The 16,045-nt window shown below is 35.5% G+C and carries 15 protein-coding genes; 4 read left to right on the forward strand and 11 right to left on the reverse strand.

Annotated features, from left to right (window positions below; translation table 11 throughout):
- Positions 1 to 40: 40 nt before the first annotated feature.
- The gene (gene pyrH / locus DFQ03_RS04220) at positions 41 to 748 is read right to left on the reverse strand and encodes a UMP kinase (protein ID WP_133671750.1); all 708 of its coding nucleotides are present in this window, start codon (positions 746 to 748) and stop codon (positions 41 to 43) included.
- A 155-nt stretch (positions 749 to 903) separates the two neighbouring features.
- Between pyrH and DFQ03_RS04225 the strand changes: the two genes are divergently transcribed.
- Complete coding sequence (locus DFQ03_RS04225; protein WP_133671976.1) at positions 904 to 2,775, forward strand: M61 family metallopeptidase; 1,872 nt, start codon at positions 904 to 906, stop codon at positions 2,773 to 2,775.
- 80 nt (positions 2,776 to 2,855) lie between these two features.
- Here DFQ03_RS04225 and tsf read toward each other — a convergent pair whose 3' ends face one another.
- The 4 genes from tsf to rplM form a co-directional block, all read right to left on the reverse strand.
- Positions 2,856 to 3,680 carry a translation elongation factor Ts gene (gene tsf, locus DFQ03_RS04230; protein WP_133671751.1) on the reverse strand — a complete coding sequence of 275 codons (825 nt, stop codon included), beginning with the start codon at positions 3,678 to 3,680 and terminating at the stop codon, positions 2,856 to 2,858.
- A 71-nt stretch (positions 3,681 to 3,751) separates the two neighbouring features.
- Positions 3,752 to 4,882, reverse strand: coding sequence for a 30S ribosomal protein S2 (gene rpsB / locus DFQ03_RS04235; RefSeq protein ID WP_133671752.1), 1,131 nt, complete (start codon positions 4,880 to 4,882; stop codon positions 3,752 to 3,754).
- 235 nt (positions 4,883 to 5,117) lie between these two features.
- Positions 5,118 to 5,504 carry a 30S ribosomal protein S9 gene (rpsI, locus tag DFQ03_RS04240; RefSeq protein WP_133671753.1) on the reverse strand — a complete coding sequence of 129 codons (387 nt, stop codon included), beginning with the start codon at positions 5,502 to 5,504 and terminating at the stop codon, positions 5,118 to 5,120.
- Position 5,505: 1 nt separating this feature from the next.
- Positions 5,506 to 5,961, reverse strand: a complete 456-nt coding sequence (gene rplM, locus DFQ03_RS04245; RefSeq protein WP_073242320.1) for a 50S ribosomal protein L13 — start codon at positions 5,959 to 5,961, stop codon at positions 5,506 to 5,508.
- Positions 5,962 to 6,207: 246 nt separating this feature from the next.
- On the opposite strand from rplM, the gene DFQ03_RS04250 reads away from it, so the two are divergent.
- Both DFQ03_RS04250 and DFQ03_RS04255 read left to right on the forward strand, forming a co-directional pair.
- Positions 6,208 to 8,838 (forward strand): DUF5916 domain-containing protein, encoded by a 2,631-nt coding sequence (locus DFQ03_RS04250; RefSeq protein ID WP_133671754.1) that lies wholly within the window; start codon positions 6,208 to 6,210, stop codon positions 8,836 to 8,838.
- A gap of 96 nt (positions 8,839 to 8,934) precedes the next feature.
- Positions 8,935 to 9,441, forward strand: a complete 507-nt coding sequence (locus DFQ03_RS04255; protein ID WP_133671755.1) for a hypothetical protein — start codon at positions 8,935 to 8,937, stop codon at positions 9,439 to 9,441.
- Between the two features lie 52 nt (positions 9,442 to 9,493).
- Here the strand turns inward: DFQ03_RS04255 and DFQ03_RS04260 are convergent, their stop codons facing one another.
- From DFQ03_RS04260 to DFQ03_RS04285, 6 genes are all read right to left on the reverse strand, one after another.
- On the reverse strand, positions 9,494 to 9,793 hold the full coding sequence (locus tag DFQ03_RS04260; protein ID WP_133671756.1) for a T9SS type A sorting domain-containing protein: 300 nt from the start codon (positions 9,791 to 9,793) through the stop codon (positions 9,494 to 9,496).
- Positions 9,794 to 9,890: 97 nt separating this feature from the next.
- On the reverse strand, positions 9,891 to 12,725 hold the full coding sequence (gene polA / locus DFQ03_RS04265; RefSeq protein WP_133671757.1) for a DNA polymerase I: 2,835 nt from the start codon (positions 12,723 to 12,725) through the stop codon (positions 9,891 to 9,893).
- A 95-nt stretch (positions 12,726 to 12,820) separates the two neighbouring features.
- Positions 12,821 to 13,336: a hypothetical protein gene (locus DFQ03_RS04270; RefSeq protein ID WP_133671758.1), complete on the reverse strand. Its 516-nt coding sequence runs from the start codon at positions 13,334 to 13,336 to the stop codon at positions 12,821 to 12,823.
- A 10-nt stretch (positions 13,337 to 13,346) separates the two neighbouring features.
- Positions 13,347 to 13,664, reverse strand: coding sequence for a hypothetical protein (locus DFQ03_RS04275; protein WP_133671759.1), 318 nt, complete (start codon positions 13,662 to 13,664; stop codon positions 13,347 to 13,349).
- Complete coding sequence (locus DFQ03_RS04280; protein WP_133671760.1) at positions 13,627 to 14,190, reverse strand: hypothetical protein; 564 nt, start codon at positions 14,188 to 14,190, stop codon at positions 13,627 to 13,629. The genes DFQ03_RS04275 and DFQ03_RS04280 overlap by 38 nt, the downstream gene beginning before the upstream one ends.
- A 65-nt stretch (positions 14,191 to 14,255) precedes the next feature.
- Positions 14,256 to 15,242 (reverse strand): isoaspartyl peptidase/L-asparaginase family protein, encoded by a 987-nt coding sequence (locus tag DFQ03_RS04285; RefSeq protein WP_133671761.1) that lies wholly within the window; start codon positions 15,240 to 15,242, stop codon positions 14,256 to 14,258.
- 41 nt (positions 15,243 to 15,283) lie between these two features.
- Here DFQ03_RS04285 and DFQ03_RS04290 point away from each other — a divergent pair, with 41 nt between their 5' ends.
- Complete coding sequence (locus DFQ03_RS04290) at positions 15,284 to 16,006, forward strand: copper homeostasis protein CutC (protein ID WP_133671762.1); 723 nt, start codon at positions 15,284 to 15,286, stop codon at positions 16,004 to 16,006.
- Positions 16,007 to 16,045: the final 39 nt, after the last annotated feature.

Genomic DNA, 16,045 nt, shown 5'->3' on the forward strand with positions numbered 1-16,045 from the left:
AAGTATATTACTATCGCAATGACATAAACTGTACCAATAATTAAAGGTTAACGGTTGTACCAATAGTTTGGCCGTTAACAATTTTTAGTAAGTTTCCTTTTTTGTTCATATCAAAAACTACGATAGGTAGTTCATTTTCTTGACTTAGGGTAAAAGCTGTGGTGTCCATAACCTTCAGTCCTTTTGTAAGTACTTCTGAAAAAGAAATATTGTCAAATTTCGTAGCACTTTTATCTTTTTCTGGGTCAGCAGTGTAAATACCATCTACACGTGTACCTTTAAGTATTACATCTGCTTCTATTTCAATAGCGCGTAATACGGCTGCAGAATCTGTCGTAAAATATGGATTGCCAGTTCCTCCACCAAAGATAACAACTCTTCCTTTTTCCAAATGCCTCATGGCTCTTCTTCTAATGAAAGGCTCGGCAACTTCGTTGATTTTTATAGCAGATTGTAATCTTGTTTGTACACCGTTCATTTCTAATGCGCTTTGTAATGCCAAACCGTTTATAACTGTTGCCAACATACCCATGTGGTCACCTTGTACTCTGTCCATGCCAGTTGCAGCACCTGCTAAACCACGAAAGATATTTCCTCCACCGATAACAATTGCTACCTCTATACCTTTTTCAACTACTTCTTTAATTTCTTCTGCATATTCGTTTAGACGATCAGAGTCTATACCGTATTGCTTTTCACCCATAAGGGCTTCACCGCTTAGTTTTAGAAGAATTCTTTTGTAGTGCATCTTTATTTTTTATTTGCCATCAAAAATAATGAAAATTTTTGATGGGTACGTTCAATATTTAATTGAAGCAATTCTTAATTCGCTAAGATAGGGTCGTAACATATTATCTATCTTTGATATCATTGATTTTTAAATATTTACTTATGAAGTTTTTTATGAAGAAAAATGTTTTAGTTATTGCTTTAGCCTTGATCTTAAATGCCTGTGGTGCGGGTAAGGCGCTTTTGTCCGTAGAGAATAGTCCAATTGTGACTTCTATAGATTTGCTCAATATTATAGACGATAAAGTTCAGGTTGGTATAAACCCTGGGGCATTCACTACTTCTACCGTAATATTTAGAATACCTAAAACAGTGCCGGGAACTTATAGTTCAGATAATTACGGACAGTATATTGAAGATTTTGAGGCTCTTGATTATAAAGGTAATTTATTACAAAGCATAAAACTCGATGATAACTCTTGGAGTATTTCTGGTGCGGTTCAATTAGATAAAGTACAATATTGGGTTAATGATACCTACGATACCGAGAATGATGTTGAAGATGCGGTATTCTCACCAGCGGGAACAAACATTGCAGAGGGAAGTAATTTCATGCTTAACCTTCATGGATTTGTCGGTTATTTTGATGGATTTAAAGAAGTTCCATATGCTATACAAATTAAAAAGCCTGCTGATTTATTAGCTACTACCACACTTTCTGGTGAGGTTGATAGAAAGCCAGACCCAATTTGGGATGCTTTTACTGCTAAGCGCTATTTTGAAGTAATCGATAATCCGATCATGTATGCAAAACTGAATATAGAAACTTTTGAAATTAATGGTATTACCGTAACACTTAGTCTGTATTCTCCAAATAACGTGTATAAAGCATCTGATTTAAAAGATAAAATGGTAGCTATGATGGGTGCTCAAAAGAAATTTTTGGGTGATGTTGATAGTACTAAAGAATATAATATTTTATTATATATGTCTGATATTAATATACCAGATGCTCGTGGTTTTGGAGCTTTGGAACATCATACTTCTACGGTAGTGGTTTTGCCGGAAGCTATGGACATTGGTCGACTAGAGCAAGCTATGGTAGATGTAGTTTCTCATGAGTTTTTTCATATCGTTACGCCGTTATCGGTTCATTCTAAAGAGATTCAATATTTCGATTTTAATGATCCAAAAATGTCAGAACATTTATGGATGTATGAAGGAACTACGGAATACTTCGCTAATTTATTTCAGATTCAGCAGGGTCTTATTTCTGAAGAAGAATTTTATGAGCGTATGCTGACTAAAATAGTTAACTCGAAATTTTACGATGATAATATGTCCTTTACCGAAATGAGTAAGAATATATTAGAACAGCCTTATGAGCCTAATTATGCAAATGTATACGAGAAGGGTGCTTTAATAAATATGTGTCTTGATATTATTTTAAGGAAAAATAGTAATGGTGAAAAAGGGATGCTTTGGTTAATGAAAGAATTATCTAAAAAATACGGTACCGATATACCTTTTGAAGATGAAGCTTTGTTTGCAGAAATTGTTTCTATGACGTATCCAGAAGTGGATGTATTTTTTAAAGAACATGTTATTGGTGCTACGCCTATTGATTATGATGTGTTTTTTGCTAAGGTTGGTTTAGCTACTAAAGATGTTCAAGAGCCTACGGGCTACTTTTTTGATGGTCAGGTGCCCTATATGGATGTGGATGTTCAAAATGATAGTGTGGTATTTATTCGTGAGAATATTGAATTGAATTCTTTCTTCGATAATTTAAAATTAAAAGGAGGCGATATTTTTAGAACTATAAATAAGCAAGAAATCAACTTAGAAACACTGCGCCCTATAATAGGGGAGAGTTTTAGTTGGACCCCGGAAACAGTTGTTAGTATGACTATTGAAAGAGCTAGTGAAATGATATCTGTTGAGGGACCTGTTGGTCAACCGGTAAAGAAGGTTAAAAAGATAGTAGCCTTAGAAGGTGTATCTGAGAAAACGGTACAGTTGCGAAATGCATGGTTGAAGAATTAGGTATTTACTAAAGTATTTTAAATGAAAAAACCGCCTACTTTGCAGTAAGGCGGTTTTTTATTGAGTTAGTTGTATTGTAATTAACCTAATGCAACTCTTTTGAAGCCTGTTACTTCTAAATTAGAATCAATAGATTTTACATACTGAGCAACACTTTGTTTGTTGTCTTTAATGAAATCTTGGTTTACCAAAGTATTGTCTTTAAAGAAACGCTTTAACTTACCTTTTGAGATATTATCAAGCATTGCTTCTGGCTTACCTTCTTGACGAAGTTGATCCTTTGCAATTTCAATTTCTTTATCAATAACAGATTGATCAACACCATCTTCATTTAATGCAACTGGGTTCATTGCCGCGGCTTGCATAGAAACATCTTTAGCAACTTCTTCAGCACCGGCTACGGCAGCTGAAAGACCTGTTAAAACAGCTATTTTGTTTCCTGCATGAATGTAAGAACCTACGAAAGGAGCACTTAATGTTTCATAACCGCCTATTTCAATTTTCTCACCGATAACACCTGTTTGTTCGATAAGTTTTTCTTGAACGGTCATTCCTTTGTAATCAGCAGCTAAGAATGCTTCTTTAGAATCAAAGTTAATTGCTAAATCTGCTAATTCTGTTGCTAATGTTACGAACGTATCGTTTTTAGCTACGAAATCGGTCTCACAGTTCAAAGAAATAATAACACCACTAGTGTTGTCATCATTGACTTTAGCGATAGCAGCACCTTCAGAAGAATCTCTGTCGGCTCTTTTTGCTGCAACTTTTTGACCTTTTTTACGAAGAATTTCGATTGCAGTTTCAAAATCGCCATCAGCTTCAACTAAGGCTTTTTTGCAATCCATCATTCCTGCACCAGTAGTCTTTCTTAATCTGTTAACTTCTGCAGCTGTAATCTTTGCCATTTTATTTACTTTTAATGTACCCATTTTACCGGGTTGTTCTTAGATTTATTTATATCAAAAAATAGAGTAACTTATTCTACACCACCTTTGGTGTTGTCTTGCCACTCTTTAAGTTCGTCCCATTTACCATCCGCAGCCATTTTAGCTTGCTTTGGCCAAGAGGTAGGATCTAAATGAGCCATTCTAGAACTTGCTTCTGTTAAGATTTCTTTGATTTTTTCAGCTTCTCCTTTAGAAAGATCTGCGAAAGTTGTAATACCTGCAGCAACTAATGCTTCAGCAGCTTTAGGTCCGATACCCTCAACTTTAGTTAAGTCATCAGCTTTTGCATCTTTGGCAACTGCTTCTTTTGTAGCCTCAACATTTACTTCAACGTTTGGTACATTATCAACCATTGGTGCTGGTTTAGTATCAACTTTTGCTGGAGTTGGTTCTGGCTTTTCAGCAGTAACCTTTTTCTTTGGAGCTTTATCTTTTTTCTCAGATTTACCTTCAGATGCATCACCTTTTTCAGCCTTACGTTCAGCAAGACCTTCAGCAACTGCATTTGTAACTTCTGTCATAATGATGTCAATTGACTTAGAAGCATCATCATTAGAAGGTATAAGGTAATCTACATCTCTAGGGTCACAGTTGGTATCAACCATTGCGAAAATAGGAATGTTTAATTTTTGAGCTTCTTTTACTGCAATGTGCTCTCTCATGGTATCAACGATGAATAATGCACCTGGTAAACGTGTCATTTCAGAAATAGAACCTAAGTTTTTTTCTAATTTTGCACGTAAACGGTCAACTTGCAATCTTTCTTTTTTCGAAAGCGTAAGAAAAGTACCGTCTTTCTTCATACGATCGATAGAAGCCATTTTCTTAACAGCTTTACGAATAGTAACGAAGTTTGTCAGCATACCACCTGGCCATCTTTCTGTGATGTAAGGCATGTTTACGTTTGCTGCTTTTTCAGCAACGATATCTTTTGCTTGTTTTTTGGTAGCTACGAAAAGTATTTTTCTACCTGATGCTGCAATTTTGCTAAGAGCCTCATTGGTCTCGTCTAATTTTGCAACTGTTTTGTAAAGGTTGATTACGTGAATACCATTACGCTCCATGTAGATGTAAGGAGCCATGTTCGGATTCCACTTTCTTGTTAGGTGACCAAAATGTACACCTGCTTCTAATAATTGTTTTACTTCGACTCTCGCCATTTTAAATTTAGTTTACGTTCTTATGAATTAGCAATGATAAAGTGGTATTTGCATGAGCAAAAGCCTTCATCATTTAGATGCTAAACTAATCTTACCTTTAATTATAAGTGATTAAAGGATTTTTAATTGTCCTCGAAAGGACTTTCAATGAACTTGTTAATAATCTGGATTTCCAGTATGATAAAATATAAAAATAGGCACCCAAAAAGGGTGCCTGGTAATCTTATAACTCGAATTAACGTTTCGAGAATTGGAATTTTTTACGTGCTTTCTTCTGACCGAATTTCTTACGTTCAACCATTCTTGGATCTCTAGTTAATAGACCTTCTGGCTTCAAGATAATTCTGTTCTCAGCATCAATTTCACACATTGCTCTAGATAATGCAAGACGAATAGCTTCTGCTTGACCAGTGATACCACCACCGAAAACATTTACTTTTACATCATAAGTATCTAAGCTTTCAGTTAAAGTGAAAGGTTGTTTTACTTTGTATTGAAGTGTTGCAGTTGGGAAGTATACACTTAAATCTTTGTTGTTGATAGTAATGTCTCCATTTCCATCAGAAAGATATACTCTCGCTACAGCGGTCTTTCTACGACCAATTTTATGAATTACTTCCATCTTATTTAATGTCTTTTAAATTAACAACAGTAGGCTTTTGAGCTTCCTGACCGTGCTCTGTTCCTGCGTAAACTTTAAGGTTTCTGAAAAGCTCGGCACCTAATCTGTTCTTAGGTAACATACCTTTTATCGCTTTTTCAAGAATACCTTCTGGATTTTTATCCAATAATTGCTTTACGGTAGTAGAACGTTGACCACCTGGGTAGCCAGTATATCTCAAGTAGGTTTTATCAGACCACTTGTTTCCTGAAAGAACAATTTTCTCTGCGTTGATAATAACAACATTATCACCACAATCTACGTGAGGGGTGAAACTTGGTTTGTGCTTTCCTCTTAACAAATAGGCGACTTTAGAAGCCATGCGTCCTAATGTTTCTCCTTCGGCATCTACCAATAACCACTCTTTGTTGACAGTTGTTCTGTTGGCCGAAACGGTCTTATAACTTAATGTATCCACTACTGCTATTTTTAACTATTATTTTAATCAATCCCTAGAAAGGGGCTGCAAATCTACAATTATTAAGTTGAATTGCAAATACTTGTTTCTTATTTTTTTACATTTTTTCAATAAATGCAAAATCAAACTACTTTGCTGGTACTGAGATACTGTTAAACTAATAGGTTTTATTACTATTTCTGTAACATTTACAATTCCGTAGTGTCTCTTCTAATATTAAAACAATCAACCAAAAAACACACAATTATGGATAAATGCTTATTCAAGAGTATCTTATTTATTTTACTAACAACTACAGTAGTAGCTCAAAAAGATTACGCAAAGGTACAAAGGGAATATACTACAGTGCAACTTTCAATAGGTGATGAAATCACAATTGATGGCGAATTGTCTGATAGCGCTTGGATTAATGTCTCCTGGGATGATAATTTTACTGTTTTTGAGCCAAATAACGGTAAAAAAGCGAGTCAACGAACAAAATTTAAAATTGCTTATGACGCTAAGTTTCTATATGTAGGCATTCGTTGTTATGATAGTATTCCTGATAAAATAGAAAAGCGTCTTGCACGAAGAGATAACTTCTCTGGAGATTGGATAGAGGTTAATATCGATAGCTATTATGATAAAAGAACGGGTTTTTCTTTTAATGTTTCTGCCGCTGGTGTAAAGGGTGATGAATTTATTTCTCAAAATGGTGATTTCTGGGATGCCAGTTGGAACCCAATTTGGTACACTGCCGCTCATATAGATACCGAAGGATGGACCGCAGAAATGAAAATTCCTTTTAGTCAGTTGAAATTTGGTGCTGCAGAAGAACAGATTTGGGGTCTTCAGGTCCATAGACGTTATTTTAGGGGAGAAGAACGGTCTATTTGGCAGCCTATTTCTTTAGAAGCACCTGGTTGGGTGAGTGAGTTCGGTAGGTTGACAGGCTTAAAGAATATTGAGCCGCAAAAACAATTAGAGATTCAGCCTTTTTTAGTAAATCAATTTGATGCTTATCCAGAGCAAATAGGGAATCCGTTCAGAGATGGTCAAGATTATATTTTAAATGTAGGGTTGGATGCTAAAATCGGATTAACGAATGATTTGACTTTAGATTTAACTGTTAATCCAGATTTCGGACAAGTAGATGCTGATCCTGGTGCAATTGCATTAGACGGATTTCAAATCTTTTTTGAAGAACGGCGACCTTTCTTTATTGAGAACAAAAATATCTTCGACTACGAGTTTGCCGATGGAAATGATAATATATTTTATAGTAGGCGAATAGGTCGAAGTCCACAAGGGTATGTAGATGTTTCACAAAATGAGTTCGTGGATCAACCTACGAACTCAACAATATTGGGTGCTGCGAAATTTTCTGGTAAAACAAAAAACGGGTGGTCTTTAGGGGTGTTGGAAAGTGTTACCGGTAAAATGTATGCAGATGTCGAAGATGTTGCTGGTAATAGAAGATCAGAACTAGTAGAGCCTTTAACCAACTATATTGTAGGTAGGGTGCAAAAAGATTTTAATGAAAGAAATTCTTTCGTTGGCGGAATATTTACCGCTACTAACAGAAACTTGCCCGAGCAGCTTGAGTTTTTAAGAAGTGGCGCATATACTGGTGGTTTAGATTTTAAGCATAATTGGAAGAATAGAAATTATTACATAGAAGGTAATGTGGTGGGTAGCCATGTTACAGGTGGTGAAGAAGCAATAGCACGAACTCAAACTAGTATTACACACCTTTTTCAAAGAGTAGATGCTGGTCATGTTTCTGTTGATACTAATAGAACATCATTAACTGGTACTGGTGGTAAGATAGAAATAGGTAAAGCAGGTGGAGGCAATTGGAGGTATGATGGCGGAGTAATTTGGCGATCACCCGAGTTGGAACTTAATGATATTGGTTTTTTGCGTCAGGCGGATCAAATAAAACAAACTGCATCTTTGAGTAGATTGTTTATAAAGCCAACTAATTTTTACCGTAAGGCCAACATAGAATTAAACCAGTATTCTACCTATGATTTTGAAGGCAATTATAATAGAATTCAATATCAATTTGAAGGTTTTATAAATTATAAAAATAATTGGTGGACAGAATTGGGTGCGGCACATAAGCCTCGCATTTTTTCAAATACGGTTCTTCGTGGTGGTCCACGGTGGCGTTGGTCAGATGAGAATTTTGCGTATCTATTCTTCGGTTCTGATAGTAGAAAAAAATTGAGTTTTACGCTAGGTTACGTAAACAGCCAGGCAGCGGAAAAAAACTTTTCGTTGGCGCGGTATGTCTTTAGATTATACTACCAACCTTTTGATGCTTTTAATTTGTCTATTTCTTCTGAATATGAAGAGAACCCGAATAAAACTCAATATGTGACCGAAGCTGATTTTAATGGCGATGCGAGATATATTACTGGTAATATTGATCAAAAAACGTTTAGCACTTCTATCCGTTTTAATTATAGTATAAATCCGAATCTATCTATTCAGTATTATGGTGAGCCATTTATTTCTCGTGGTACATATACCGATTTTAATTATGTGAATAATCCTATTGCAGAAAGGCTCAATGAGCGAGTAACTCTATTCTCCGAAAATCAAATTTCTCAATCTAATAGTACTGATAATTATTTGATTGATGAGAATTTTGACGGAATTACAGATTATCAGATTGAAAATCCAGATTTTTCATATGTGCAATTTCGATCGAATTTAGTATTGAGGTGGGAATATGTACCTGGTTCGGAAATCTTTTTAGTTTGGTCGCAGGGGGTAGTGGGAGCAGGGGACCCAAGTGAAACATTGGGTAGAAATTTAGATCGACAAATCTTGGGACAAAAGAAAGATAATACGTTTTTATTGAAGGCAACGTACAGGTTTATTCTGTAAATATTTGGTTTTTATGATGTAACCATTTGATCTATTTTGAAATAATAAGGCGTTTTTTTCGTTTTCAGGGGTGTACAACCAAAAAAAACTAAAAAGATGTATAAACATATTTTACTTATTGCAGGGGTAGTATTTACACTTGTATCCTGTAGTTCTGATAAAGATGAAACACAAACGGAGGCAGAAGATACTAGCACTGCTATTATTGGTACATGGGACGCTACGGAGCTTGAAATTGATAATGAGACCGCAAGCGATGATGTTAAATTTGGGAAACAAATATTAGATTTTCTAACAGCTAAAGATTGTTACATCATTATATTACAGTTTAATGAAGATTTAACCGCCAGTGCTTCAAACTCTGCAAATTATGTAGAAGTAAACGCTACCAGTTCTGGTTTGGATATCCCTTGCCCTACGGATTCTGATATCAATGAAAGTACTTATATTTTTGATGGTGAAACCGTAACGACCATTGATGAAAATGGAGAGGAATTGACCATAAGCGTTTCTATTGACGGAAACATTATGACAGTTGATGCAAGTGACTTGGATATTCCTGACTTTTCTGAAGACGGACAATTAATTTTTGTAAAACGCTAAGATTTACAAAGTGTATAGAATTTAAAAATCCTTGTCTAATGGCAGGGGTTTTTTATTGCTTGTAAAATTTTGTTTTTATATTCTGATGCTCTGATTGTATGGTAATCATATACAAACCTTTTTCAAGGTTGAAAACAGGAATGTTCAGAGCGTTTCTTTTAATTTCCCATTTGTGGAAAATGACCTGATTACCATAACTGTCTCTAACAGTAATGGCGGCATTTTTATCATTTTTTAGACCGAGTACATTGATGACATTGGTTGCCGGGTTTGGAAAGACCTTAACCTCTTGTGCAACTAATGAAACGGCGTTAAACACCGTAAAAACTAAAATGATAAAAAGTCTTTTCATGAAAAATAGCGTACCTCATTGTAGAAGTAGGCTATATGCTAACGTTTTAAAAATACATTTTCGTCTTCCTTTAAAGAAACTTTAACATAGCCTAACTTTAATGCGCAACCAACCAATTCTCACCCAATCCAACTTCAACATCTAAAGGTACTGCCATGGTATATGCATTTTCCATTTCAGATTTAATGAGTGTTTGTAATTCTTCTAATTCCGGTTTATAAATATCAAAGACCAATTCATCATGTACTTGCAATAGCATTTTAGACTTGTAATTGCCTTCTTCCAATTTATTATGAATATTGATCATGGCGATTTTTATGATATCTGCCGCACTACCTTGAATAGGTGCGTTTACGGCATTTCGCTCTGCAGCCCCTCGAACTATGGCGTTACTACCATTGATATCTTTTAAATAGCGTCTTCTGCCCAACACAGTTGAAACATAGCCATTGTCACGTGCAAAATCTACTTGCTCACTCATGTAGTTCCGTAGTTTCGGGTAGGTCTTGTAGTAGGTATCTATTAATTCTTTTGCCTCTTTTCTTGATAGGTCCGTTTGGTTACTTAATCCGAATGCAGAAACACCATAGATGATTCCGAAGTTTACAGTTTTTGCATTACTACGTTGTTCTCTAGTTACTTCATCTAATGGAACATTAAAAACTTTTGATGCAGTAGAGGCATGAATATCTTCACCATTTTTAAAAGCTTCTATCATGGTGGTTTCTTCACTTAACGCAGCAATAATACGTAGCTCTATTTGTGAATAATCCGCTGCTAATAAAGTGTAGTTCTCATCTCTTGGTACAAACGCTTTTCTTACTTGTCTACCGCGCTCTGTTCTTATTGGTATGTTCTGTAAATTAGGGTTGTTACTGCTTAAGCGCCCTGTTGCAGCAACGGTTTGCATATAATCTGTATGCACTCTTCCTGTAGACGGTTCTACTTGTTCTGGTAATGCGTCTACATAAGTGCTTTTTAATTTAGCAAGACCTCTATAGTCCAATACATTCTGTATGATTTCGTGATCTTTCGCTAAATACGATAACACATCTTCTGCGGTGGAGTACTGACCTGTTTTTGTCTTTTTAGGCTTGTCCACTAGTTTCAGTTTGTCAAACAGTATTTCACCTAGTTGTTTTGGTGAACCAATATTGAATTCTTCACCGGCAGCTTCATAAATTTTCTTTTCTAGATTGCTGATGTCATTGTTCAAGTCGTCTGAAAGTGAATTCAAGAATTCTTTGTCTAAATTGATGCCTTCCAATTCCATATCTGCCAATACTCGTAATAGCGGAATCTCAATATCTTGAAATAACTTTTCTGTATTCGCTTCTTTTAATTCGGGTCTAAAATGTTGTGCAAGTTGATAGGTGATATCAGCATCTTCAACCGCATATTCCGTTTGTTTTTCTAACGGAACATCGCGCATGCTCAATTGATTTTTTCCTTTTTTACCAATGAGTTCAGTGATGGAAACGGGAGTGTAATTTAAATAGGTCTCTGCAAGAACATCCATGTTATGACGCATATCAGGATTAATTAGATAATGTGCCAACATAGTATCGAACAAAGGTCCTTTGACATCAATATTATACTTATCCAGTACCTTAATGTCATACTTAAGATTTTGACCTATTTTTTCAATTTCTTCAGATTCAAAGAACGGGCGTAACTCTTCTAAAAGTGCCTGTACTTCTTCTTTATTAGCTGTGAAGGGAATGTAATATCCTTTTGTAGCTTCCCAAGAAAAAGCAATACCAACTAATTCTGCTGTCAAAGGATCTAAACCTGTAGTTTCGGTATCAAAACATACCGAAGTTTGCTGCATTAAGTTTTTTAAGAATAATTTCATCGCCATACCAGGGGCAACACTTTGGTAAGAGTGTGCAACATCTGCAATGGTCTTTCTACTTGAAAAATCTTTAACGGTTGCACCAGAATCTGCGGGACTTCCAAATAGCGAGAACTGTCCCGATCCAGCATCTTGTATTTCTTTTTTGGCTGCGGGTTTATTGGTAGTTTCTGTAGTGGATTCTTCCACTTCAGCAGAGAACAACTTAATAAATTGATCTTTTAACCTTCTAAACTCAAGCTCTTCGAAAATTTTCTGAACTTCTTCGGCATTCGGTTCAGACATCTCGTAATCGGTAGCATTAAAAACGACATCTACATCCAGGCAAATAGTTGCCAATTTTTTGGATAGTAAGCCAAGTTCACCATTGGCTTCTACTTTCTCTTTCATTTTACCTTTTAGCTTATCGGTATTAGCTAAAAGACCTTCCATTGAATCAAACTGCTCTATGAATTTTTTTGCAGTTTTATCGCCAACACCTGGTAAACCGGGAATGTTATCACTGGCATCCCCCATCATTCCCAAGTAATCAATAACCTGTTCTGGTCTTTCAACCCCAAAACGTTTTTGAATTTCTGGAATACCCCAAATTTCAATACCGTTACCCATTCTAGCAGGGCGGTACATAAATATATTTTCAGATACTAACTGACCAAAATCTTTATCTGGCGTCACCATAAAAACTTTGTAATCTTCTTTTTCTGCTTGTTTTGCCAAAGTTCCAATAATGTCATCTGCTTCCCATCCTTCTTTTACTACTACAGGAATTTGCATAGCATTTAAGATATCTTGAATATAAGGTACAGCAATACGAATGGCATCGGGAGTTTCTGATCTGTTTGCTTTATACTCTGGGAATAACTCAGTACGTTCGGCACTACCTCCCTTATCAAAACAAACGGCTAAATGATCTGGTTTTTCACGGCGTATAACATCGAATAAAGAATTCATGAATCCCATAATTGCTGAGGTATCCATTCCTTGAGAATTTATTCTTGGATTTTTTATAAGTGCGTAATAACCACGAAAAATTAGTGCGTATGCATCTAGCAAAAAGAGTCTTTTTTGATCTGCCATTTTTGAGTATTGATTGTAAAGCGTTAAAAGTACAAATTGATCGTGAAACAATAGGGTAGATTTCCTGAATGCTTAGAAGTTTTGTTATTCAATATTTATTTTTCAGGAGATTCATAATCCCCATATATTCTAAAATATTTATAAACGTAATAACCAATGTTTTCACCCTCATCATTTTCAAATTCCTTATACCTTATTTCTAAATTATCGTAGTCTACTAAATTGACTTTGAAAGGTTTGATGTTAATTTCTGAACTATCAATAGTATTCGTAAGTCTAAAACTAAGTTTTTCAGCGGGTAATATTATCCATTTTCCATCTTTACTAGTTTTTGAATCAAGTTCACAAAAATCAGTCCGCCCAGAATTATTTTCGGTTTCAAAATAATCTTCAAAGTAAAGATTACCATCTTCGAAAAGGATAAATTCTGTTTGACTTTCACATTTCCCAGTTGATAAATATTCATCTGAAGAACTATCCTTGAAAAAAACAATTCTTCTGGATCCAACCCATTTGCCAGCTATCTGTTCAGAAAAACTATATTCTTCTTCAATAGTGCACCCTGATAATAAAGTCAACATAGCTGTTAGAAATGAATAAACTGTTTTCATTATTGATATTTTAGAAATGGTTTGAGGAATAATAGTCAGCTTCTTTTTCCTGAAGTAGGTCATAATAATCAACACCTAATAAGTATTGTACATTATATAAGCCTACTTTTAAAGGAGCATTTAAATCTGTATAAAAGACTTTATTGTATTGTTTAAAAAAATTACTGTTTTCTTCTAACCTTGTGATAGGTTCTTTAACATAGGCATTGATAAAAAATGAACTGGTATATTGGTAAACATGAATAATTTCATGTGCAATAACCTTTTCTATATCAACATTAATATTACGTTTAAATTGAATTATATAAAGCGACTCCAAATGGTTCACTATCTCTTAATTTAGGTAATTTTTTGTTTTTGAAAATAAAATGACCAGAGTATAATGTTCTTTTAAAATCAAATTTTGAGGTTGCAAATCCATATGCATTACCGTAAAGTGCAAAGGGTAAAATTCGATAGCGTAGTTTTTTTTCTCGCTTAAAATCATATTCCAGATAATTAAAGCCGAAATCTATGTGCCATCGTGCCCAAAAGTTTCGATTAGCGGAGGCGTTATAAATAATGGAGTTGCCTGCCGAATTCAAAATTTTAGAAGGCCACAAGTAGGTGTAGTTATCAGTTCTATGAAATTGCCTTACCAGCCTTTTGCTTTCAAAGGTTAAATAACCTCCTAAAGCACCTTGATACATACCTTTGAAAAAAACCTTCGAACCCTTTTCATCAGGTTTCTTGTTGATCAAAGCTCCAACTCCGCCTATGATAGCTTTTGAACCTATATTGTAAAAAGCAGCTTGTGAATCGTTTCTTTGTGGATATAAATATCCTGAAATCAATAAAATTAGAATTATCCTCATGGTTGGTTTTGAGGGAAATCTGAAATCAAAAACTACGCCATTTGTAAGATTTTTCAGAAATATTCTTAACTTTTTAAATAACTACCTGAAGGGTTGTTAATATGACCTTCTTTAGTGTAGGTTCTATAACTGAAGCCTGGGTGAATACAGTAGCCGCCTGTTTCGCCTTTTTTATTAATGGCTATAAAACCAATTTGAAAATCTTGCTTGTCCTTATTTTTAGCGATGATGCGTTTTACACCTTCTTCGCATGCTTCTTGTGGCGATTTGCCTTGTCGCATTAATTCAACAATTAAGAAACTACCAACGGTTCTAACCACTTCTTCGCCAACACCTGTTGCTGTAGCGCCGCCAACTTCGTTGTCAACGAAAAGTCCGGCGCCAATTATAGGGGAGTCACCAACTCTACCTGCCATTTTATATGCCATTCCGCTAGTGGTACATGCGCCCGCAATATCACCATCGGTATCAATTGCTAACATGCCAATTGTATCGTGATTTTCTATATTGATAATGGGTTTGTAATGTGAGGTCTTTTTCCATTCTTGCCATGCCTGTTTCGATTCTTCAGTTAACAAATCTGTTTTTTCAAAGCCTTGCTCGTAAGCAAACTGTTCTGCGCCTTTACCGGCAAGCATTACGTGCGGAGTTTCTTCCATCACCTTTCTGGCGACCGAAATAGGGTTAGCTATATTTTGTATGGCAAGTACGGCGCCACAATTGCCATCTTTGTCCATAATACAGGCATCTAAAGTAACATTGCCATCTCTATCTGGTCTGCCGCCATTACCAACTGTACTGTTGTTTAAATCGTTTTCTTCGACCATAACACCTTGGTGAACGGCATCAAGAGCATTGCCTCCTTTTTCTAATACTTCCCATGCTTTGGCGGTTGCATTTCCAAAATCCCATGTGCAAATTGCTATTGGTGTAATACCAGCTTTGCTGCTTACTTTTTCTATAGTTTCATCTTTGAATGAAGCTAATAATGGTGCCGATACTATTCCTGCAGCCGCAGTAGTAGAATTTCTTAGAAACTTTCTTCTTTTCATGGGTTTGGTTCTTTACTTTTAGTGACCTTAAATATAGCAATATGATAGTAGAAGTTTGTGCTAATTCTTTAGAATCTGCCTTGGTTGCCGAACGTGCTGGTGCAGACCGTATTGAGCTATGTTCAGAATTGGCAGTAGGCGGATTAACTCCTTCCTACGGATTGTTGAAGGTTGTGAAAGAACAAGTAACTATTCCGGTTTATGTGTTGATTAGACCACGTAGCGGAGATTTCACTTATACGATTGATGAATTAAATATTATGCTTTCTGATATTGAATTATGTGTTGAATTAGGTTTTGACGGAATTGTATCGGGAGCTCTTTTAAATGATTTTTCTTTGGATGTTGTACAAACCCAAAAGTTAAAGACTGCGGCCGGTAATTTAAAATTTACCTTTCATAGGGCGTTTGATTGGATTAAGAATCCGTCGGAAGCTTTAGAACAACTTGAAGCAATGCAAGTAGATTATATATTATCATCTGGTCAGCAAAAATCTGCTCCGCTAGGTATTGATTTTTTATCCGAATTAAAAAGTAAAACTAAGTCTATTCAAATTATGCCTGGTTCTGGTGTAAATGCAAATAATATTGAATCGTTTAAAGATAAAGGCTTTAGTGTAGTACATTTATCAGGCACCGCAATGATACGGGTGTCGCCTTCCAAACCATTAATTACCATGAATTCAGAGCGTTTTTTGAGTGATGACCATATAGCGGTAACCCAATTGGAAAATATTAAATCTGTCGTATCCAAGGTTAAATAAAATGTAAATGAGCACACATACCGCTGTTATACAGATATC

It is taken from the genome of Maribacter caenipelagi (assembly GCF_004364175.1).
GTDB lineage: Bacteria > Bacteroidota > Bacteroidia > Flavobacteriales > Flavobacteriaceae > Maribacter > Maribacter caenipelagi.